This window comes from Novosphingobium sp. (assembly GCF_031417815.1).
Lineage (GTDB): Bacteria > Pseudomonadota > Alphaproteobacteria > Sphingomonadales > Sphingomonadaceae > Novosphingobium.
Genome location: NZ_JANOWI010000022.1, coordinates 37861 through 58337 on the forward strand (window position 1 = coordinate 37861; position 20477 = coordinate 58337).

At 64.1% G+C, this 20477-nt stretch carries 19 protein-coding genes; 11 read left to right on the plus strand and 8 right to left on the minus strand.

The features are described from left to right. Nucleotides 1-56 precede the first annotated feature (56 nt). The 6 genes from nagZ (at nucleotide 57) to tatC (ending at nucleotide 4042) form a co-directional block, all read left to right on the plus strand. Nucleotides 57-1070: a beta-N-acetylhexosaminidase gene (nagZ, locus tag RMN99_RS05685; RefSeq protein WP_309622330.1), complete on the plus strand. Its 1014-nt coding sequence runs from the start codon at nucleotides 57-59 to the stop codon at nucleotides 1068-1070. Further along, complete coding sequence (locus RMN99_RS05690) at nucleotides 1067-1873, plus strand: ScpA family protein (RefSeq protein WP_309622331.1); 807 nt, start codon at nucleotides 1067-1069, stop codon at nucleotides 1871-1873. The genes nagZ and RMN99_RS05690 overlap by 4 nt, the downstream gene beginning before the upstream one ends. After that, nucleotides 1870-2472, plus strand: coding sequence for an SMC-Scp complex subunit ScpB (gene scpB / locus RMN99_RS05695; protein WP_309622332.1), 603 nt, complete (start codon nucleotides 1870-1872; stop codon nucleotides 2470-2472). The genes RMN99_RS05690 and scpB overlap by 4 nt, the downstream gene beginning before the upstream one ends. A 92-nt stretch (nucleotides 2473-2564) precedes the next feature. Then, the gene (tatA, locus tag RMN99_RS05700) at nucleotides 2565-2816 is read left to right on the plus strand and encodes a twin-arginine translocase TatA/TatE family subunit (protein ID WP_309622333.1); all 252 of its coding nucleotides are present in this window, start codon (nucleotides 2565-2567) and stop codon (nucleotides 2814-2816) included. Nucleotides 2817-2843: 27 nt separating this feature from the next. Further along, nucleotides 2844-3233, plus strand: coding sequence for a Sec-independent protein translocase protein TatB (gene tatB, locus RMN99_RS05705; protein WP_309622334.1), 390 nt, complete (start codon nucleotides 2844-2846; stop codon nucleotides 3231-3233). Beyond that, entirely contained in the window at nucleotides 3233-4042 is an 810-nt protein-coding gene (gene tatC / locus RMN99_RS05710; RefSeq protein WP_309622335.1) for a twin-arginine translocase subunit TatC, read from the plus strand. The genes tatB and tatC overlap by 1 nt, the downstream gene beginning before the upstream one ends. Nucleotides 4043-4147: 105 nt before the next feature. Here the strand turns inward: tatC and RMN99_RS05715 are convergent, their stop codons facing one another. Both RMN99_RS05715 and RMN99_RS05720 read right to left on the minus strand, forming a co-directional pair. Then, entirely contained in the window at nucleotides 4148-5818 is a 1671-nt protein-coding gene (locus RMN99_RS05715) for an amidohydrolase family protein (protein ID WP_309622336.1), read from the minus strand. Further along, entirely contained in the window at nucleotides 5815-6711 is an 897-nt protein-coding gene (locus RMN99_RS05720) for an NAD(P)-dependent oxidoreductase (RefSeq protein ID WP_309622337.1), read from the minus strand. Before RMN99_RS05720 ends, RMN99_RS05715 begins: the two co-directional genes overlap by 4 nt. Nucleotides 6712-6811: 100 nt before the next feature. Between RMN99_RS05720 and RMN99_RS05725 the strand changes: the two genes are divergently transcribed. From RMN99_RS05725 to RMN99_RS05740, 4 genes are all read left to right on the plus strand, one after another. Next, nucleotides 6812-7186, plus strand: coding sequence for a hypothetical protein (locus RMN99_RS05725; RefSeq protein WP_309622338.1), 375 nt, complete (start codon nucleotides 6812-6814; stop codon nucleotides 7184-7186). A 41-nt stretch (nucleotides 7187-7227) separates the two neighbouring features. Then, nucleotides 7228-8466, plus strand: a complete 1239-nt coding sequence (locus RMN99_RS05730) for a threonine ammonia-lyase (protein ID WP_309622339.1) — start codon at nucleotides 7228-7230, stop codon at nucleotides 8464-8466. 177 nt (nucleotides 8467-8643) lie between these two features. Continuing rightward, a complete protein-coding gene (locus RMN99_RS05735; protein WP_309622340.1) occupies nucleotides 8644-10482 on the plus strand; it encodes a GMC family oxidoreductase N-terminal domain-containing protein in 1839 nt (612 codons plus the stop codon). An 11-nt stretch (nucleotides 10483-10493) separates the two neighbouring features. Then, nucleotides 10494-10643 (plus strand): hypothetical protein, encoded by a 150-nt coding sequence (locus tag RMN99_RS05740; protein WP_309622341.1) that lies wholly within the window; start codon nucleotides 10494-10496, stop codon nucleotides 10641-10643. 3 nt (nucleotides 10644-10646) lie between these two features. Here the strand turns inward: RMN99_RS05740 and RMN99_RS05745 are convergent, their stop codons facing one another. Genes RMN99_RS05745 through RMN99_RS05755 form a run of 3 tightly spaced genes read right to left on the minus strand, consistent with a single transcriptional unit; the run spans nucleotide 10647 to nucleotide 15672 of the window. After that, nucleotides 10647-12335 carry a TIR domain-containing protein gene (locus RMN99_RS05745; protein WP_309622342.1) on the minus strand — a complete coding sequence of 563 codons (1689 nt, stop codon included), beginning with the start codon at nucleotides 12333-12335 and terminating at the stop codon, nucleotides 10647-10649. After that, a complete protein-coding gene (locus tag RMN99_RS05750; protein WP_309622343.1) occupies nucleotides 12332-14002 on the minus strand; it encodes a TIR domain-containing protein in 1671 nt (556 codons plus the stop codon). Before RMN99_RS05750 ends, RMN99_RS05745 begins: the two co-directional genes overlap by 4 nt. Beyond that, nucleotides 13999-15672, minus strand: coding sequence for a TIR domain-containing protein (locus RMN99_RS05755; protein WP_309622344.1), 1674 nt, complete (start codon nucleotides 15670-15672; stop codon nucleotides 13999-14001). Before RMN99_RS05755 ends, RMN99_RS05750 begins: the two co-directional genes overlap by 4 nt. Nucleotides 15673-15968: 296 nt before the next feature. On the opposite strand from RMN99_RS05755, the gene RMN99_RS05760 reads away from it, so the two are divergent. Further along, nucleotides 15969-16820 (plus strand): arginyltransferase, encoded by an 852-nt coding sequence (locus RMN99_RS05760; RefSeq protein ID WP_309622345.1) that lies wholly within the window; start codon nucleotides 15969-15971, stop codon nucleotides 16818-16820. A 130-nt stretch (nucleotides 16821-16950) separates the two neighbouring features. On the opposite strand, the gene RMN99_RS05765 is transcribed toward RMN99_RS05760, so the two are convergent. From RMN99_RS05765 to RMN99_RS05775, 3 genes are all read right to left on the minus strand, one after another. Beyond that, a complete protein-coding gene (locus RMN99_RS05765; protein ID WP_309622346.1) occupies nucleotides 16951-18375 on the minus strand; it encodes an aldehyde dehydrogenase family protein in 1425 nt (474 codons plus the stop codon). Nucleotides 18376-18472: 97 nt separating this feature from the next. Then, nucleotides 18473-19426, minus strand: coding sequence for a hypothetical protein (locus RMN99_RS05770; protein WP_309622347.1), 954 nt, complete (start codon nucleotides 19424-19426; stop codon nucleotides 18473-18475). Then, the gene (locus RMN99_RS05775; RefSeq protein ID WP_309622348.1) at nucleotides 19423-20361 is read right to left on the minus strand and encodes a tetratricopeptide repeat protein; all 939 of its coding nucleotides are present in this window, start codon (nucleotides 20359-20361) and stop codon (nucleotides 19423-19425) included. Before RMN99_RS05775 ends, RMN99_RS05770 begins: the two co-directional genes overlap by 4 nt. Nucleotides 20362-20477 lie beyond the last annotated feature (116 nt).

The window sequence follows — 20477 nt, forward strand, 5'->3', positions numbered from 1 at the left end:
ATTTGGCAGACTGCGCGCTTGCATGGCGCGCGGCTTGCTGCGACTTTGCAGCCATCATGACGCCCGCAATCTTTGGCATTTCCGGACTTGAACTGAGCGCGGACGAACGCGCGTTCTTCGCCGATGCCGATCCGGCGGGCTACATCGTGTTCGGGCGCAATGTCGAAAGCCGCGACCAGCTGCGCAGGCTGACCGATCAGCTGCGCGCCGTTCACGGACGCGAACGCTTGCTGATCACGATCGACCAGGAAGGCGGGCGGGTCCAGCGGATGAAGCCGCCGGTCTGGCCGGCCTATCCATCGGGCGGCGCCTTCGATGCGCTTTATGACGTTGCCCCGGTCAGCGCGATCGCGGCGGCGCGCGCCAATGCCCATGCGCTGGGGCTCGATCTGGCCGAAGCGGGGATCACCTGCACGCACGCTCCGGTGCTCGATGTGCGGCAGCAAGGCGCGCACGACGTGATCGGCGACCGCGCCTATGGCCATGAACCGCTGCGCGTGGCGGCGCTCGGCCGTGCGGTGCTGGATGGGCTGGCGCGCGCCGGGGTTGTCGGCACGATCAAGCACATGCCGGGCCACGGCCGGACCCACTGCGATACCCACAAGGCAATGCCAACCGTGACCGAGAGCGAGGACGAGCTCGAACGCGATCTTGCGCCGTTCAAGGCACTTAATCACGCGCTGACGGGGATGACCGGCCACTTGCTGTTCACCGCCTGGGACAAGCACAACCCGGCCACGCAATCGCCGTTCATCATCGAACAGATCATCCGCAAACGGATCGGGTTCGATGGCCTGCTGTTCACCGACGACCTCGATATGGCAGCGCTTAGCGGCACCGTGCCGCAGCGCGCCGAACGCGCGGTTGCGGCGGGGTGCGATCTGGCGCTCAACTGCTGGGCGAAAATGGACGACATGGTGGGCATCTGCCAGCGTCTGCCGGTGATGGGCGAAAAGGCCACGGCGCGGCTGGACCGTGCGCTGGCCGGGATCGGGCCGAAGGGTGATGTTGCCGAGCAAGCCGCGCTGATCGCCAAGCGCGACGCTTTACTGGCCTTGGTGACAGCATGAACGAGGACGGCCTGATCGACAGCCCGGCGGTCAGCTTTGCCGAAGACGAGTGGCAAGGCGTGGACACGGCGAGCGGCGATGATACCGCGCTGTACCTCGCGCTGGATGGCTGGGAAGGGCCGCTTGATCTGCTGCTCGATCTGGCGCGGCGTCAGAAGGTGGATCTGCGCCGGATTTCGATCCTCGAACTGGTCGATCAATACCTGACCTATATCGATCAGGCCGAAGCGCTGCGGCTGGAACTGGCGGCTGACTATCTCGTGATGGCGGCGTGGCTGGCCTATCTCAAATCGGCGCTGCTGTTGCCGCGCGAAGAACAGGTCGATCCCAGCCCCGAAGAACTGGCGCTGCGGCTGCAACTGCGGCTGCAGCGGCTGGCGGCGATGCGCGATGCTTCGGCGCGGCTGTTTGCCCGCGACCGGATCGGCCGCGACACCTTCCGGCGCGGCGCGCCCGAAGGCCTGCGGATCGATCGCAAGAACCTGTGGCAATGCGATTGGTTCGCGCTGGTTCAGGCTTACGGCCAGGTCAAGGCGCGCACCCAGCCGGTGGTCCATATGGTCCGCGACCGGATGGTGATGACGCTCGATTCCGCGCTTGGCCGCGTTTCGGCGATGCTCGGCGTCAATATCGACTGGATGGAACTGCGGGACTTTCTGCCACCCCATGCCGAACCGCGGCTGCGCAAATCGGCCTTGGCCTCCAGCTTTGTTGCCGCGCTCGAACTGGCGCGGCTGGGCAAGGCGGAACTGCGCCAGGACGCGGTGTTTGGCCCGCTCCACTTGCGCGGGATCAAGACGTGACTCGGCCCGATGAATTGGTCCGCGCGGTTGAAGCCACGCTGTTCGCCGCCGAAGCGCCGATGAGCGCTGAGGCAATCTCGGTTCACCTTGGCGGGGCGGATGTGAAGGCGGCGCTGGCCGAACTGGCCGAGACCTATGCGGCGCGCGGGGTTGAGCTGGTTGAACGCGGCAAGCGCTGGCATTTCCAGACCGCGCCCGATCTGGCGCACCTGCTGCGGCGCGAGCGTGAGGAAGTGCGGCGCCTGTCGCGCGCTGCCACCGAAGTGCTGGCCATCGTTGCCTATCACGAGCCGGTCAGCCGGGCCGAGATCGAGGCGATCCGCGGGGTGCAGACCGCCAAGGGTACGCTGGACGTGCTGATGGAAGCTGGCTGGGTGCGGATCGTGGGCCGCCGCGAGGTTCCGGGGCGTCCGGTGATCTTTGCCACCACACCCGATTTCCTGACCCATTTCGGGCTGGAAAGCCGCAAGGATCTGCCCGGGATCGACGAATTGCGCGCGGCAGGCCTGCTCGATCCGGTCGAAGATGCCTTCGAAGCGGCAATGGAGACCGCTGGAGCGGCAGAATCAGAAGAACGTGACGAAGAATCGGCGGACTGACTGGCAACTTGGTCTGACATCCCCTAACTAGGGCGAGACGCGGGTGCCGGTCAGTTGACCGATCCACCGCCCGTGAAATCAGGAGACATGCAATGTTCGGTCTGTCAGTGGCTCATCTGCTCATTCTGGCCATCGTGGTCCTGGTCCTGTTTGGCCGTGGCCGCATTTCCGAAATGATGGGTGATTTCGGCAAGGGCGTTAACAGCTTCAAGAAAGGTCTGGCCGAAGGGGACGAAGTCAAGCCGCAGCCCCCCGCCAGCCAGATCCCGCCGCCAGCCGAACCGGGCAAGGCCGTGCTGAACGGCGATGCGGTGATCGATTCCTCGCCGAACAAGCCGCAATAGGCCGCCGGGCCAGGGCAAGGCGCTGCCATGTTTGATATCGGCTGGGATGAAATGCTGTTCACCGCGATCATTGCGATCGTGGTGATCGGGCCCAAGGATCTGCCGCGCGCGCTGCGCCTGGCCGGGCAGTGGATTGGCAAGGTCCGCCGCGTCTCGGGCCATTTCCGCGCTGGCGTGGAAAACATGATCCGCGAGGCCGAGATCGAGGAAATGGAAACGAAGTGGCGCGAGCAGAACGCGGCGATCATGCGCGAGCATCCGATCGCATCGGCTGAAATGGCGCTGGACGGGGCCCACGCCGGGGCCGAACCGATCCCGCCGGTCAGCGAAGCCCCGGTGATGCAACCGCTGGCCAAGCCCGTGCGCAAGCCCCGCGCGCGCAAGCCCCAATCACCTAAACCAGCGGCGGATGCCTGATGGCTTTCGAGGTCAACGATATCGACGAGAGCCAGGCGCCGTTGATGGATCACCTGATCGAACTGCGCACCCGCCTGATCCGTGCGATCCTGGCGCTGCTGCTGGCGTTCGGCATTTGTCTCTATTTTGCCAGCGATATTCTGGGCTTCCTGATCCGCCCGCTGACCGCGGCGTTTCCGCCGGGACAGGGCAGGCTAATTTATACCAAGCTCTACGAAGCCTTTTTCGTGGAAATCAAAGTGGCGCTGTTTGCGGGCTTTTTCGTCTCGTTTCCGGTGATCGCCAACCAGCTGTGGGCGTTCATCGCGCCGGGGCTTTATGCCAAGGAAAAGCGCGCTTTCCTGCCCTTTCTGATCATGACCCCGGTGCTGTTCATCGCGGGCGGGGCGCTGGCCTATTACGTAGTGATGCCCACCGCTTTCACCTGGATGCTGGGCTTTCAGGGCCAGAAGGGCGGGCTAGAGGTGGAAGCGCTGCCGTCAGCGGGCGATTACCTTGGGCTGGTGATGCAGTTCATCCTGGCTTTCGGGTTCAGCTTCCTGCTGCCGGTGCTGCTCTTGCTGCTCAACCGCGCCGGACTTGTTTCGCGCACGCAGCTGATCGGGATGCGGCGTTATGTGATCGTGGCAATCACGGCAATTGCAGCGGTGATCACCCCGCCCGATGTCGTTTCACAGCTGATGCTGCTGGTGCCGCTGTGGATGCTGTTCGAAGGTTCGCTGGTGATCATGTGGTTTGGTGAACGCAAAGCCGCGAAAGTGGCGGGCGTTCCTGAGGTTATCTCCCCCTCCGCGTCAGAGGAGCGGTAGGGGTAGCGGCGATGCGCAGCAGCGCTGGCCTTCTCTTACTTCCGCACCGTTGCTGCACCACCCCCAACCCCTCCACTGAAGAGGAAGGGGGAAATAGCGCCGAGGCTACGGCGTCGGCCGCTTGTCCTTGGCCGTATCCCACACCAGTTGTCCGCCAACGTAGACTTGCAGCACCACCGTTTTGGCCAGCTGCGATGGGCTGGCCAGCATCACATCGCGGTCAACGAACAGGAAGTCTGCGCGCTCGCCCACCACCAGCCGGCCAAAGCGGCCATCGGCAAACCCGGCATAGGCACCCCAGGCGGTATAACCGGCCAGCGCTTGTTCGCGGGTGACGCGTTCCTGGGGCATCCAGCCGCCGGCCGGCTCACCATCCGGGCCGACCCGGCTGATCGCGGCGGCGAGGCCGGCAAAGGGATCGGGCAGTTCGACCGGCGCATCCGAACCGAACGCCAGCTTGCCGCCCGCCGCCAGGATCGAATGCCAGGCATAGGCGCCGCCCAGCCGGTTCGGGCCGAGCCGCGCCTCCGCCATCAGCCGGTCACTGGTCTGGTGGACCGGCTGCATCGAAGCGATGATGCCGTATTTGCTGAAGCGGGTAATATCCGCCGGATCGACAATCTGCGCGTGTTCGATCCGCCAGCGCCGGTCGCCGTTATAGGTCGGCGCCATTTCCTCGATCGCGGAGAGCAGCGCGGCGTTGGCTTCATCGCCAATTGCGTGGACTGCAATCTGGAAGTGGTCGAGCGCGGCGCGGCTCATCAGGTTGCGCAGCTGCGTGTCGCTGGTGATGCGCAGGCCCTTGACGCCCGGCGCGTCGGAATAGGGCAGCTTGAGGCTGGCCCCGCGCGATCCCAGCGCGCCGTCCATGTAGAGCTTCACGCCGTTGAGCCGCAGCTTGTCATCATAGAGCCAGCGCGACGGGCCGGGGCCGCCGATCAGCGCCATGTTCTCAATCCCCGCGCCGTACGACATGATACGGATCTTCAGTGTGCCGGCGTCTCCGGCGCGGCGGAACGCCTGCCAGTCCTCGATCGAAGTGCCCATATCGGCGGTTGCCGTCACCCCGTAGGACAGGAAAATCCGCTGCGCGAGATCGAAGGCATAGTCCAGATCTTCGGGGCGCGGTGCGGGGATGACCTTTGCAACCAGATCTTGCGCGGTATCGATGAACACGCCGCTGGGCTTGCCGCCTGCGATCCGTTCGATCTTGCCGCCCGCCGGGTCCCTGGTAACCGCGGTCACCCCGGACAGCGCCAGCGCGCGGCTGTTGGCCCAGCCGGCATGGCCATCGACCCGTTCCAGCCAGACCGGCCGATCGCCGACCACACCATCGAGCTCGGTCGCGGTGGGAAAGCGTTTTTCGCTCCACAGTTCCTGGTTCCAGCCGCGCCCCAGGATCCACGGCCGATCCGGGTGGGCCCTGGCATAGGCACCGATCGCGGCCAGTGCTTCGGCCAGTGAGCGGGTGTTTGACAGATCGAGCGTCATCGCTGCCATCCCCACGCTCATCACGTGGCTGTGGCTGTCGATCAGCCCGGGCATCACGAAGCGGCCCTTGCCGTCGATCCGGAAACTGGTTTTGGGTTTCTTGTCACCGCGGTGCAGCACGGTCTTGATCCGGCCATCGTCGGCGATCACCAGTCCGGTGAAAGTGTCGATCCCGCCGGTCCCGTCCACCGTAACGCCGATGACATTGTCGACCAGTGTATCGGCCATCGCCGGGGTGGCAACCAGCGAAAGCGAGATGCTGAAGGCGGCGAATTTGCGGATCATGTTGTTCCCTTTCGCGGCAGGCGCCGCACCAGTGCCGATGTATCCTGACGGCCGCCACCCATCGCCTGCACTTCGGCATAGAATTGGTCGATCAAGGCCGCCACGGGCAGCGAGACGCCCAACGAACGGCCTTCGTCCATGGCGAGGCCCATGTCCTTGCGCATCCAGTCGATCGCGAAGCCGAAATCGAAGCTGTCTTCGCACATGGTCTTCCAGCGGTTGTCCATCTGCCAGCTTTGCGCCGCACCGCCCGAGATCGCTTCGAACACCTTGTCGAGATCGAGATGCGCCGCTTCGGCAAAGCGCATCGCTTCGGATAATGTCGCCAGGATACCCGAAAAGGCGATCTGGTTGACCATCTTGGTGGTCTGCCCGGCGCCGGCCTTGCCAACGTGGACGATGCGCTTGGTATAGGCGCTCATCACGCTGCGTCCCGCCTCGATCGCTTCGGCGCGGCCGCCGCACATCACCGTCAGCGTGCCGTTTTCCGCGCCCGCCTGTCCGCCGGTAACGGGGGCATCGACGCAGTGGACCATCAGATCGCGCGCTTCGACTGCGATCTGCCGGGCGATCCGCGCCGATACGGTGGTGTGATCGATAAAGGTTGCGCCTTTGCGGATGCTGGAGAAAGCCCCGGTCGGGCCCAGCACCACATCGGCCAGATCATCGTCGTTGCCCACACAGGTCAGCACCACATCGGCGCCCTCGGCGGCTTCGGCCGGGCTGTGCGCCACCCGCACGGCCAGGCCAGGGTTGGCCTCCTGCCAGCGCGCCGCGCGGGCCGGGGTGCGGTTGTAGATCGACAGCGTGTGCCCGGCCTGGCCGATATGCCGCGCAATCGCGCCGCCCATCACGCCCAGGCCCAGGAAGGATACGTTCAAAGGTTGGCTCATGCTTTGGGCTTGTAACCGCTTTGCCGCGCGGTGCCAGATGCATATTTTGCGCACCGCAAATCCATTTGCCTTGAACCGCGCGGGCCCTATCGGTGCGGTGATGTTCGAAGCCTTGCTCGCCCCCCGTCTGCTGCGCCCGCTGTTCTGGCTGTTCGCCGCGTTCTCGCTGGTCATGGCGCTGCTGCCCGCGCCGCCCAGCCTGACGACCTACAATCTGGGCGACAAGTTTGAGCACATGCTGGCGTTTTCGGTGCTTACTTTGGTGGCGCGGCTGGCCTGGCCCGGAACGCGGATCTGGATTCCGGTGCTGCTGCTCTCGCTTTATGGCGCGCTGATCGAGCTGCTGCAGACGATCCCGGCGCTGCACCGCGACGCCGATCTGCGCGATTGGCTGGCTGATAGCGTGGCCATTGCGCTGGGCGCCCTGATCGCGCAACTTTTGATCTACTTTCGCGCCAATCGCGATACGACTTAACATTTGCGGGGCCATTGGCTTTGCCCTAGGGCGGCGCGGCCATGAATATGCCCGCAGATACTTCCGCTCCGCTTTTGACTATCGACGACGTTCGCGCGGCTGCCGCCCGGATTGAGGGCGCGGTAATCAACACCGCGATGGACCATTCGCGTACGCTTTCGGCGATTACCGGGGCGGAAATCTGGCTCAAGTTTGAAAACCTGCAATTCACTGCGGCCTACAAGGAACGCGGCGCACTCAACGCGATGCTGCTGCTGGATCCGGAAAAGTCCAGCCGCGGCGTGATTGCGGCATCGGCAGGCAATCATGCGCAAGGGCTGTCGTACCATGGCAAGCGGCTAGGCATCCCGGTCACCATCGTGATGCCGCGCAGCACGCCAATGGTGAAGATCCAGCAGACCGAAGCGGTCGGCGGCACGGTGGTGCTGCATGGTGAGACGTTCGACGAAGCTTATGCCCATGCGCGCGAACTGGAGAGTGAGCTGGGCTTGACCTTTGTCCACCCGTTCGATGATCCGCATGTTGCGGCCGGGCAGGGCACCGTGGCGCTCGAAATGCTCGAGCAAGTGCCCGATCTGGATATGCTGGTGATCCCGATCGGCGGGGGCGGCCTGGCCAGCGGGATGAGCGTGGCGGCGCGCGCGATCAAACCCGATATCGCGCTGATCGGGGTCGAGGCTGAACTGTTCCCCTCGATGTACAACCGGCTCAAGCACAACGATCTGCCGTGCGGCGGGGATACCCTGGCCGAGGGCATCGCCGTGAAGGAGCCCGGCGCATTTACCTCGCAAGTGCTGCGCCGGTTGCTCGACGATATCGTGCTGGTCAGCGAAGCCGCGCTGGAACGCGCTGTATCGCTGCTGCTGCAGATCGAAAAGACCGTGGCCGAAGGCGCTGGTGCCGCCGGCCTCGCCGCCGTGCTGGCGCATCCGGCACGGTTCAAGGGCCGCAAGATCGGCATCCCGATCTGCGGCGGCAATATCGATACCCGGCTGCTGGCCAACGTGCTGCTGCGCGATCTGGCGCGTTCAGGCCGCCTCGCGCGGCTACGGCTGACCCTGCAGGATCGCCCCGGCGCGCTCTATAAGGTGATGGGTGAATTTGACCGGCACAACGTCAACATCATCGAGATCTACCACCAACGGATCTTCACCCACCTGCCCGCCAAAGGCCTGATCACCGACATCGAATGCGAAGCCCGCGACCGCGAGCAGCTCGATGGTCTGGTCGGAGCTTTGCGTGAAAACGGCTATTCGGTGGAACTGGTCGAGCTGGGTTAACTCAGCACGAGGTCGCGAATTGAAAATCGCGGTCCGTCTCGCATTCGGTGCGGACTTTAAAAGCAGGCTGCCCGCGCCATCGGATCAGCTTCCGGTCCTTGATCTGATGCGCTTCCCCGTGACTCTTAGCCAAGAACGTGAAACACCGAGCGGTGAAGCTTTGTGGGAGGCACCGTCATGCAAAACGCGTTCGATTTCGTGATTGTCGGTGGAGGATCAGCCGGTGCAGCCCTCGCAGCGCGGTTGTCCGAAGATCCTGCCGTCAGTATCGCGCTGGTCGAAGCCGGGGATCGCCCGCCTGAACGCGAGCAAATGCCTGTTGCCTGCGCCAGCCTGCAGCTGGATCCCGAAACCGATTGGATGTTCACTGGCGATCCTGGCAAGGGCGGGCTTGGCTTCAAGAACCGGCGTATGCCGGTGCCCCGCGGCAAGATGCTCGGCGGGTCTTCGGGCATCAATTACATGGTCTTCGTGCGCGGCCATCCCGGCGATTTCGACAATTGGGAACGGCTGGGCGCCGATGGCTGGAGCTACGATGACGTCCTGCCCTGCTTCAAGCGGATGGAAGAAGTGTCCGAAACCAATGAGGCAGTCATCAGCCGTGAGGTGCGGGGCGATGCCGGGCCGGTCGGTGTGGGCATTCGCTCGCCGGTCATTCCGGCCTCGCGGGACTTCGTCAAGGCAGCCGGGGCGGCTGGTATTCCCGAAGGCGATTATAACGGTTCCGGTCGTCAAAACCCTGGCGGTGTTGCCTCACTGGTGCAGACCAACACCCGGCGCGGCAAACGCTCGAGCACTTTTCATGCCTATCTTGAGGACCAGGCCGAACGTCGGCCGAACCTGACAATCATCACCCAGGCCCTGGTGCAAAGGCTGATCCTTGAGGGCGAAGGCGATGGCCTGACTGCGACGGGTGTCGAATACCGCGATGGCGGCGGAACGATCCAGTCGGTCCACGCAAACAGGGAGGTCATTCTCAGCGCGGGCGCTGTCGGCTCGCCGCATATCCTGATGCTCTCTGGCATTGGCCCCCGCCGCGAACTGGAGGCTGCGGGGATTGCCTGCCGGCTCGATCTTCCCGACGTTGGCAAACACCTTAAAGACCATCTGCTGGCGCCCATGCATTTTCCTGCTTCCGGCATCGCGCTCACCGGAATGGAGGTTGGTGTGTCGATGGGCCCCGATGCACTGCGCGCACCAGCCGGCCCGCTGCCAGCCGATCCGGCGGATGACGTCCATCTTACCGGGGAACTCGCCGAATTGAAGGCCGAAGCGGAACGCAGGCTCATCGAATGGCATGAAACCGGCAGCAGCCTCGTGTCGTCCTCGCTCTACGATGGGGTCTGCTTCTTTTCGACCGGACTTGGTGACGACTTCACCCACGACGCCCAGATTGGCTTCATCCCTCACGCCTATAACGAGGATGTCATCGGCACCCGGATCAACATCGATCTCGACATGTTGATGGCCGACGCATCCACGACCCTTGCGCCCGATTCAGAGCACGTTCTGTTTCTGGCCAGCAATTGCGTGCCGCACAGTGAAGGCGAACTGGTCGTTACCAGCGCCGATCCGTCCGTGCCGCCGGACATCAAATTCAACTACTTAAGCGATCCCCATGATCTGAAGGTGATCGTTGCGATCATGCGCCGCGTGCTTGAAATTGCCGCAGCCTGGCCGGGTGAAAAGAAGCTTGGAAACTGGCTCGTCCCGCCGATGCTTGCCGAGATGCACGGCTATGTCGAAGGTCAGGAACCCAGCGACGCACTGCTGGAGAATTTTGCACTGCATTTCGCCCAGACAATCTACCATCTGTCCTGCACCTGCCGGATCGGCAGTGTTGTCGATCCGAACTTGCGCGTGTTCGGCGTGAAGAACCTGCGCGTGGCCGATGCCAGCATCATGCCGGAGATCCCCAGCGGCAATATCAACGCGCCTTCGATCATGATTGGCGAACGGGCGGCTGATCTGATCGCAGTCGATCACGGCATCAAACTGGCTTGCCAAGGCAACTGACGCGCCAGGTTTTGGCCACAGCATCACGTTTCAATGCGATAGGACACGCCTGTCTTGGTCACCTCGTCAAAAGCCTGGCGCGATTGCGGCTGACCTTGCAGGACCGCCCCGGTGCGCTGCGCGAAAGCGGCTATTCGGTGGAACTGGTGGAACTGGGTTAGGGATCAGACCCGGCCCTCGGTTGCGGCCCACAGCGCGCGGTGATGTTCAACAATCTGCGGGGTTGAGGGATTGTTTGCCCCCCACCGCGCGATCCGCAATTCCCACAATTCTGCCGTGGCGTCCGGTTCCAGCCGGCGGGCTTCGATCATCGCCTGCATCGCGGCCGCGTTATTCCCAAGCTGTTCGGCCAGCACCGCCTTGTACCAATGGCTGTAACTGGCCTGCGGGTTTAGGATCAGGCTGGCATCGAATTTCGCTGCGGCGGTTTCCCACTCGCCCAGCGCCAGCAGCGATACCGCTTCCCAGTTAAGCGCATAATGCAGGTAAGGCGATTGCGGCTCGATCCGGCGGAATTGGGCCATGTGGCTCAACCCCTTTTCCGGCTTGCCCAGCATCGGACAAGCGATCCCCGCGGCCAGTTGGGCAAAACCGAACCCAGGGTTGGTTTCGATCGCCCGCTCGGCACAGCGCACCGCGTCGGCGGGCTGATCCGTATACATCAGCGCAAAGGCGACGTGCCCCAGCACCACGGCGCTATCGCCGTCGCAGGCCAGCGCCCGGTCGATGTGGAACCTGATCCGCCGTGCTTCGTCGGCATCGTTGGTGCACATGAATTGATAAGCCAGTGCTGACCAATGCGCGATCAGGGCGTGGGCCAGGCCATAATCCGGCGCAATTTCAACCGCCCGCGCAGCATCGCCGATCGCCTGGGCGAGGTTTTCCCCGCTGAGCCGCCGCATCGCAGCGATCCCGCGCATGCAGCTTTCCCAGGCGGTCAGATCGCCCGGCTTCTTGAGCGCCTGTTCCATCGCGATCCGGTAGACCTGCGTGCCAAGCTGCGCTGCCACCTCTTCGATCAGCGCTTCCTGCAATGCGGCGAGATCGGCCAGGGGCCGGTCAAACCGCTGGGTCCACAGGATCTCACCGCTTTTCGCCTCGACCAGCTGGGCGGTGACGCGCAGTTGATCACCGGCCCGGCGGACATTGCCTTCCAGCAAATAGCGCACCCCCAGCTCGCGCCCCATCGCTTCCAGATCGGGCAGCGGCCCGGTGCGAAACCGCGCGGTCGACATGCTCGACAACACCCGCAGGTTGACCCCGTGCGACAACGCCTCGGTCAGGTCTTCGACCATGCCAAAAGCGAACACATCGTCTTCGGGTAATCCCGATCGATTGGTGAACGGTAGCACCGCCAGCGAAGGTGCAGCGCCGCGTTCGCCCCGCTTGCTGGTTGGGGCTGCGGCGGCGGGATCATCGGACAAAGCGGGTGCAGGTTCGTTGACCTCGGGCTCGCGGCCGATCATCAGCCGCAGGTCTGAAACCAGGACGCGCCAGACCCGGTCGGCACCGTCCCCGGTCCAGTGCGCCAAGTCCGCCGTCTGGGTCAGCTCGAACATGATCGGGCGTTCGCACCGCTCGATCATCACCGGCACCAGCGTCTTGGCGCGGTCTGCCAGCGTCGCCTCGGCCCGCACCCAGCGTGAGACCACCGAGCGCGGCGACCACAGCACCACCACCGCCTTGGCCCCGCGCAACGCCGCCTCGGTCACCTCGTCATAAGCCTCGCCCGAACGCAGCGCGGTGTCCCACCAGACGTTTAGCCCCTCCGCCGCGAAAGCATCGGCGTAGCGCTTGGCTATCGCCTGATCCTCTCGGTTGTAGGACAGGAAGATGTCAGGCGCGGCGGTCATGCTTCCGGCTCCGTTGCCGCATAGAGCTCGTGAATAGTGGCGATGTCAGCTGCCAGTGTCGGACTGCTTAGGCCGGTGCGGTGCCAGAAACGTTTTGCCTGCACCAGATCGCATCCAAAGCGTTGCGCAGTCCGGATACACCTGCGCGCGTCGGCGTCTTGTCCAAGCTGCATAGCAATGAGAGCTTTGAAGACGTAGCTCAAACCGTCTGTCGGATTGTGGCTAACGCATTCATTGTTGGTTGCGTCCGCCTCCGCCCAGCGCCCCAGTTCCGCGAGCGCCCGTGACTGCCAATGCTTCACCAACCAGATAAGTTGCGAGCCCGGCATCAGGCGCTCCGCCGTCTTTAGGTGCGAGAGCGCGTCCTCATGGCGGTTGACCATCACGCAAGTGATGCCATGCTGCCAGCGCAATATGCCGCTACCGGGTGCCTTGCGCGCAGCGCGAACGGAATAGCGCGCTCCTTCATCAGGAATGCCGATAAAAGAGAAAGCAACGCCCACTGAGCCAAGGACTGTGGCATCGTCTGGCGCAAGGAAAAGCGCTCGCTCCGCGATGGCGCGAATGCGCTGGACCTCAGCCGGATCGTCAGGTCTGACCAAATAATCGTTAGCGAGACCGTTGGCGAGCAAAGCATGTCCCGGCGCGTAGTCGGGTGCAATCGCGACAGCTCTCCGGGCCTCCTCTATGTACTCCACCCGCGCGGTGACGTCCCACTTGCGATAGGCTGACCAGGCTCGCGCCATTGCCTCCCAAGCGGTTATGTCGCCGGGTTTCTTGAGTGCACGCTCGATTTCAATGCTGTAGACTTGTGTTTCAAGAACGCCGGCGATCTCCGTGACCAGCTCTTCCTGAAGCTCGGCAAGCTCCACCAGGGGGCGATCGAACTTGCCAGACCACACGGCGGTGCCAGTCTCTGCTTCAAGAAGCTGGGTGGTGACTCGTAGATTGGCGCCCACACGCCGCACATTGCCCTCAAGCAGATAACGCACACCCAACTGACGGCCGACGGTAGAGAGATCGGCGGTGGCGCTCTTGCGCAAATGCACCGTCGACATCGAACCCAGCACGCGGACATTGACCCCCTGGGTAAGGGCGGAGATCACATCCTCGACCATGCCCTCGGCGAACACCTCGTCTTCGGGCAGTTGCGAGCGGTTGGTGAATGGCAGCACTGCCATCGACGGAGCCGATCCGGCTTGACCCGGCTTCAGCGTTTCTTCAACGGAAGGGGTGTCCGGAACCGAAGTCAGAGCTTCGATTGCAGCCTCTTTTTCCACAAACCGTCGCACGTCGCTTAGAAACGCCAGCCAAGCCTTGTCCCCCGCATCCCCCGTCCAGTGCGAGAGGTCCGCTGTCTGGGTCAGCTCGAACATGATCGGGCGCTCGCAACCCTCGATCGTCACCGGAACCAGCGTCTTGCACCGATCCGCAATTGTCGCCTCGGCCCGCACCCAGCGTGAGACCACCGAGCGCGGCGACCACAGCACCACCACCGCCTTGGCCCCGCGCAACGCCGCCTCGGTCACCTCGTCATAAGTCTCGCCCGAACGCAGCGCGGTGTCCCACCAGACGTTTAGCCCCTCCGCCGCAAACGCATCGGCATAGCGCTTCGCCGTGGCCGCATCCTCGCGGTTGTAGGAGAGGAAGATGTCGGGCTGGGTCATGCGCTGCCTTCCGTCGCCGGCCACAACTTGCGGAGGGCGGCAAGCATTGCATCGAGCGCCGGGCCAACGGGAAGCCATCGCGGAAAGCGGAGCTCCCATAGTTCTCTTGTATCGGTCGGTTGGCGGTGTCGGGCCTCGCGCATCAATTCCTGCGCCTCGCTGGTTCGGCCAAGTTGGCTGACGATAAGAGCCTTGTGAACGTAAAAGACGCCATTCTCAGGAACGAACGCGATGCTGCGATCCACAGCGGCTTCTGCCGCTGCCAGGTCACCCATCAGCAAGTGGGAGTAGCTCGCAAATGCCCACGCATAGTGTTGATGCGGCGAGTTGGGTTCAAGTCTGTGGAAGTCGGCGAAGTGCGCAAGCGCGGCTTCGGGCAAGCCGAGCATCACACTGGTCGTGCCAGCTGTAAGGTGCACATATCCATAACCGGGGTTGATCTCGATTGCACGCTTGGCGCGGCGAAGTCCTTCCGGAGACTGGCCGATGCAGTGCAATGCACTCGCCACATAACCGAGGACGGCCGCATTCTCACCATCGCATGACAAAGCGCGATCGATGTGATGCCTGATCCGGCGCACCTCGTCGGCATCGTCGGGACTGCGAAACATATAGGCCAATCCCAAGGCATCCGCGAGCATCGCATGGGCCAGGCCATAGTCGGGCGCAATTGAAACGGCACGTGCGCTCTCCTCGACCGCGCGGAGAATCGCTTTGTCGTTGGTTGTGCGAAGCGCCGACAAGGCGCGCATGACACATTCCCAAGCCGTTACGTCACTTGGCTTTTTGAGTGCCTGCTCCATTTCGCGGCGCAATAACTGGGTGCCAAGGTGCGCAGCGACCTCTTCGATCAACTGCTCCTGTAATGCCGCCAGTTCGGTCAATGGGCGATCGAACTTCTGGGTCCACAAAATCGCCCCGCCTGCAGCCTCGATCAGTTGCGCCGTCACCCGCAAGTCGTTGCCCGAACGCCTGACATTGCCTTCCAGCAGGTAACGTACCCCGAGTTCGCGGCCCATGGCACCGACATCAGGCGAGGAACCGTTGCGAAAGCGGGCGGTTGAAGAGCTGGAAAGCACCCGGGCGTGCACCCCTAGTGATAGAGCGTCGATCAGATCTTCGACCATACCGAAGGCGAACACGTCGTCTTCCGATAGCCCGGAGCGGTTGGTGAAGGGCAGTACCGCAAGCGAAGGAGCCGAACCGCGTTCGCTGACTGGAGCGGGAACATCCACTGTCGGCGTCACGGCAACGGCGTCAGGCTCAGCCTCGCGCCCAACAAACCGCCGGACATCGCTGACGAACGCCAGCCAAGCCCGGTCCCCCGCATCCCCCGACCAGTGGCACAAATCCGCCGTCTGAGTCAGTTCGAACATGATCGGGCGTTCGCAGGGCTCGATCATCACTGGGACCAGAGTCTTGCAGCGATCCGCAATCGTCGCCTCGGCGCGGACCCAGCGGCTCACGACCGAGCGGGGGCTCCACAGCACCACCACCGCTTTGGCGGCGCGCAAGGCCGCCTCAGTCACCTCGTCATAAGCCTCGCCCGAACGCAGCGCCGTGTCCCACCAGACGTTCAGGCCCTCCGCCGCAAACGCATCGGCGTAAAGCCGCGCCACCGCCTGATCCTCGCGGTTGTAGGACAGGAAGATGTCGGGGTTTGCCGTCAACCAGATTTCTCCCCGCGCGGCGGCCAGAATGCCACCTGCGCCGCCATGTTGTTACGACCTATCGCGTTGGCACTATGGGCGAAGCCGCGCGGCGGGCAAGCCGTTTCTGGGTGCGGGGCCGGGTTAACGCTTGGACTCCGCACTGTCCCGTTTTCGCTGCTCCAGCGCGGCCGCGCGGCATTGCTGTGCAAATTAACGAAGCGTTTACCCTGATTCGTGGTTAAAGTTCTTTCAACCCCGCGCCGCGCCATGCATAAAGTGGCAGCATTTTCGCTGTTCAAGGATTCTGGCGCGTCGTGACGGCACCCGTTCGCTTTCCCCGGTTCTTCGTGACCAGTCCGGCACCGTGCCCCTATCTGCCCGGCAAAAGCGAGCGCAAGGTGTTTACCGAGCTCAAAGGCCCGCATGCCGACGAACTCAACGATGCGCTGGGCCGGATCGGTTTTCGCCGCAGCCAGACAGTGGCCTACCGCCCCAGCTGCATCGATTGCCAGGCCTGCGTCTCGGTGCGGGTGGTGGCGAGTGAATTCCGCCCCTCGACCAGCCAGAAGCGCAATCTGAAGCGCAACGGCGATCTGATCGCCACGGTCTGCCGCCCGTGGTCGACGGCCGAACAGTTCGAATTGCTGCAACACTACCTGGGCGACCGGCACCCCGGCGGCGGCATGACCAACATGGACGAAATCGATTTCGCCGACATGGTCGAACATACCCCCGTCGATAGCTGGATCGTCGAATACCGCGAACCGACCGTCGATGGCAGCGCGGGCAAGCTGGTGGGCGCCTGCCTGACCGACCGGCAGGGCGATGGCCTGTCGATGATCTATTCGTTCTACGATCCCGATCACGCGGCCCGCGAAGGGCTGGGCAACTACATCATCCTCGATCACATTCAGCGCGCGCGCTCGCTGGGGCTGCCGTTTGTCTATCTGGGCTATTGGGTCGATGGTTCGCCGCGGATGCAATACAAGATCCGCTATCGCCCGATGGAACGGCTGAGCCGCAGCGGCTGGACCCGGATCGGCGATATGGAACAGGATACCCTGATCACCAAAGCCGCGCAGATGCGCCGCAGCGCCCAGCCGCTTGATGGCAGCACCAAGGACGGCGCGCACGGCGCAAAAGATCAGTACAAGGTGACCGGGTAAGGATCGATACGATCATCAGGGTTGCGGCCTGTTCCAAACCGTCGGTCAGCAATGCCATTCTAGAGTCCAAAAGCAAACCCCCTCCCCGCGACTGCGGGAAGGGGGCTGGATTAGCTTTGGCTGAAAGCGATCAGGCCGGCAGGCCCGAGATCGCTTTCGTTTCCATGAAGTCTTTCAGCCCCGCAAGGCCGCCTTCGCGGCCGTTTCCGGACTGCTTGTAGCCGCCGAACGGGGCGCCCGGGGTGGGGCCCCAGTTGTTGATCGCGACCATGCCGGCGCGCAGCTTGCCAGCTACGCCGGCAGCCTTGGCCGGATCGCCGGTGATCGCGGCGGACAGGCCGTATTCGGTGGCGTTGGCCATTTCGATCCCGTCTTCAAGGCTGTCATAGGTCAGGATCGTGGCGACCGGACCAAAGATTTCCTCCTGCGCGATCCGCATGTCAGCGGTTACGCCCGAAAACACCGTCGGCTGGATATAGTAGCCGCGGTTGACGTTGGCAGGCAGATCGGGCCCGCCGGTTTCCAGCGTGGCACCCTGGTCGATCGCCGACTGGATCAGGTCCTTGACCTTGTCATACTGCGCCTTGTTGACGAGCGGACCCAGGTGATTGCCCTCGGCCATCGGATCGCCGACCGGGGTGGCCGAATACATCGCCTTGTAGAAGCCAACCACTTCGGCCTCGCGGTCCTTGGCAACCAGCACCTTGGTCGGGCTGATGCAGCTTTGCCCGGTGTTGATCAGCGGACCCATCGCCACGGCGGTGAGGTGCGCCGCAAGGTCAGCATCGGGCAGGACCAGGTTGGGGCTCTTGCCGCCCAGTTCCTGATGCACGCGCTTGACCGTTGGAGCGGCGGCGATCGCCACCTGAATGCCCGCGCGGGTCGAGCCGGTGAAGCTGACCATTTCCACGTCGGGATGCGAAGAGATCGCGTTGCCGGTGGTCGGCCCATCACCCTGAACCAGGTTGAACACGCCTGCGGGCACGCCTGCTGCATCCAGGATTTCGGCGAAGATCGCCGCGTTGGTGGGGCATTCTTCCGAAGGCTTGAGCACCATGGTGTCGCCCGCGGCCAGCGCCGGGGCAACCTTGAGCGCGATCTGGTTGAGCGGCCAGTTCCACGGCGTAATCATGCCGACCACGCCGATCGGCTCGTAAGCCACCTTGAAGCCCGGGCCGTCTTCCATGAAGGAGAAGTCCTTCAGCGCGGCGATTGTGCTCATGAAGGCGCCGATCCCGGCACCGACTTGCGCGGTGATCGCGAACGACAGCGGCGCGCCCATTTCCTCGGCCATCGACTGGGCCAGGTCCTGTGCCCGCTTCTTGTATTCCTCGACGATCCGTTCAAGCAGCGCCACGCGCTCTTCGCGGGTGGTCTGGCTGTAGCTGGCAAAGGCGCGGCGGGCCGCCGCCACGGCCTTGTTGACATCGGCGACAGAGCCGATGCTGATCACCGCACAGGCCTCTTCCGTGGCCGGGTTGATCACTTCGCGGCGTGCGCCGCCTTCGCTGTCCACCCACTTGCCGTCGATGTATTGTTGCAGCCGCTCGCGCATCCTCGAATCTCCTTTAACTGGACGATTAATTTTGCCCTATGTCGGAGCGTGCGGAACAGATTGCAAGATGCAATCGGTAGTGCGGGGCTGGGCCGCGCTATGAACCCGGGCCAAGCCAGCGCGCCAGCACGGCGGGATTGAAAAGCGAACGCGGTTCGGCGCTGCGCAACGGGCGCTGCCAGCCGCCCGCACCGGCGCGCCAGCGCTGCAGTGCGGGCAAGGCGCGCGCCGGATCGGTGGCCATCTGCCGCTCGATCGCGCCCAGCGCGGCCCCGGCGCGCCGCAAGGGGGCAGCCGCGCGCGCCAGACCCGGCAAGGCAAAGCGTTCGTCGATCAGCCCCAATTCCGATCGCGCTGCCGAAACCAGCAGCCGCGCGGCAGGACCATCGCCCATACGGGCCAGCCATTCGGCATTGTCCAGCGCGGCGTCGACGTCGGCCAGCGCTCCGGCAAGGTCGATGACGCGCTGGGCGGTGCATGCGCCGGGCGAAAGCGCGCGGACATAGTCGGCCAGCCCGGTGAGCACCGCAGCAGCAACAGGCGGCCCGTCGAACTCCTCGCGGATCAAGCCGTTGATAAAGCTTTCAAGCGCGCTGCTGGCCGGGCTTTGATCGACCGTGAGCAAGGCCTTGTCGCCGCTCAGGTTGGGGATCGGGCGGGGGTTGAACGCACCATCACCGCGGTGCGAACTGAACAACGACGAGGTGACATCGGCGGTGCCCGGCGCGCCGCTGAGCCCGGGATAGGCAAAGCCCGGATTGTCATGCCCGCCGCGGTGGCAGGCACTGCAAGACAGGCCCGCGCGCGCGGCCTGCCCGCCCAGCAGCAACGGTGCGCGGAATGCCACCGCGCCGATTGCGATTGAGCGCGCCCGCTGCGGATCGGCAGCCGGGGCAAGGCAGGAACCCGGCTCTGCGCTCAGCACGGCAAGCTGCGCATCCGGGGTGGTCCACTGCAAGGCGCGCGGGCCGGTTCGCGGGGTTCCGGCAGCGGCGGCCAGGCCAGCTGCGGCAACCGCGGCGACAAGTGCCAGCCGGGCCGGGCGGATCATCCCTGGGCGGGGCCGCGCACAATCCAGCCGCGCAGTTCGTCAGCCTGTGCGCAGCCGAAAGTGCAGATCGCATCAAGCCGGGTCAGCATTCGCCTGGCCCCGGCCAGATCACCGCGTTCCAGCATCATCTCGCCATAGTATTCCAGCGCGCCGAGGTGGTTCGGAGCAATCGCCAGCGCCGCCCGGTAATAGCCTTCGGCCAGATCGAAGCGGCCCAGCTTGCGGTTGGCGAAGCCCAGGTAAGTCAGCACATCAGGGTGCGGCCCGAACGCCAGTTGCGCGGCTTTGAGCGCGGTGATCGCGGGTTCGTAGCGGTGCTCGTTGATCAGCGATACCGCGGCGATATAGGCCTGGTCGCCATCCGCGCTGGAGGCAAAGGTGGTCAGGTCAGGGCGCTCGATCCGGGCTTGTTTGCCTGCTGCCATCGCCGCCTGAACTTCGGTCAGGCCTTGTTCGATCGCGGCTGCATCGGCGCAGGTTCCGGCGCAGGCGGCGGTGCGGGCTTGCAGCCAATCGAGCTGCAACTGCGCCTTGGCCGGATCGCCCAACTTGGCATAAGTGACGCCCAGCTTGATATGCGCGGCGATCAGATCGGGATCGTATTTGACGGCTTTTTCCAGAAAGCCACGCGCGCCCTTGGCATCACCGCGGCCCAGCTTGGCCAGCGCCATCAGCAGGTTGGTGCTGGCATCCTTTGGCGCTGCTTCAAGCACCCGGCCGAATGCGCGTTCGGCGTCTTTCCAGCGTTGTTCCTGCAGCGCCGCGATGCCGCTGCGGTATTCCACCGCCGGATCATATTGCGGGGCGCTGTCGCTGGGCATCGATCCCCCGCCGCCACCGCCGCCGCCGCCGGCGGCCCACAGCGGCGGGTTTGGAGCAGCAATTGCCAGTGCAGCAGTGCCAAGCAGGGCAGCGATCCGGAATGCGTAAGCCATGGCTGAACTCCATTTTCAGTGTCGTACAATTACCACTTGCCGGGGGACCGGGCAACCGGCTTGCCCTGTCAGCAGAGCCTGGCCTCGCGCGGCAATGGACGCCGCGCAATCTGCGC

Excerpts from the sequence above, each read along its gene's own strand:
- nagZ (WP_309622330.1), top strand. The coding sequence starts at position 57 with ATGACGCCCGCAATCTTTGGCATTTCCGGACTTGAACTGAGCGCGGAC.
- RMN99_RS05690 (WP_309622331.1), top strand. The coding sequence starts at position 1,067 with ATGAACGAGGACGGCCTGATCGACAGCCCGGCGGTCAGCTTTGCCGAA.
- tatA (WP_309622333.1), top strand. The coding sequence starts at position 2,565 with ATGTTCGGTCTGTCAGTGGCTCATCTGCTCATTCTGGCCATCGTGGTC.
- tatB (WP_309622334.1), top strand. The coding sequence starts at position 2,844 with ATGTTTGATATCGGCTGGGATGAAATGCTGTTCACCGCGATCATTGCG.
- tatC (WP_309622335.1), top strand. The coding sequence starts at position 3,233 with ATGGCTTTCGAGGTCAACGATATCGACGAGAGCCAGGCGCCGTTGATG.
- RMN99_RS05715 (WP_309622336.1), bottom strand. The coding sequence starts at position 5,818 with ATGATCCGCAAATTCGCCGCCTTCAGCATCTCGCTTTCGCTGGTTGCC.
- RMN99_RS05720 (WP_309622337.1), bottom strand. The coding sequence starts at position 6,711 with ATGAGCCAACCTTTGAACGTATCCTTCCTGGGCCTGGGCGTGATGGGC.
- RMN99_RS05725 (WP_309622338.1), top strand. The coding sequence starts at position 6,812 with ATGTTCGAAGCCTTGCTCGCCCCCCGTCTGCTGCGCCCGCTGTTCTGG.
- RMN99_RS05730 (WP_309622339.1), top strand. The coding sequence starts at position 7,228 with ATGAATATGCCCGCAGATACTTCCGCTCCGCTTTTGACTATCGACGAC.
- RMN99_RS05735 (WP_309622340.1), top strand. The coding sequence starts at position 8,644 with ATGCAAAACGCGTTCGATTTCGTGATTGTCGGTGGAGGATCAGCCGGT.
- RMN99_RS05745 (WP_309622342.1), bottom strand. The coding sequence starts at position 12,335 with ATGACCGCCGCGCCTGACATCTTCCTGTCCTACAACCGAGAGGATCAG.
- RMN99_RS05750 (WP_309622343.1), bottom strand. The coding sequence starts at position 14,002 with ATGACCCAGCCCGACATCTTCCTCTCCTACAACCGCGAGGATGCGGCC.
- RMN99_RS05765 (WP_309622346.1), bottom strand. The coding sequence starts at position 18,375 with ATGCGCGAGCGGCTGCAACAATACATCGACGGCAAGTGGGTGGACAGC.
- RMN99_RS05770 (WP_309622347.1), bottom strand. The coding sequence starts at position 19,426 with ATGATCCGCCCGGCCCGGCTGGCACTTGTCGCCGCGGTTGCCGCAGCT.
- RMN99_RS05775 (WP_309622348.1), bottom strand. The coding sequence starts at position 20,361 with ATGGCTTACGCATTCCGGATCGCTGCCCTGCTTGGCACTGCTGCACTG.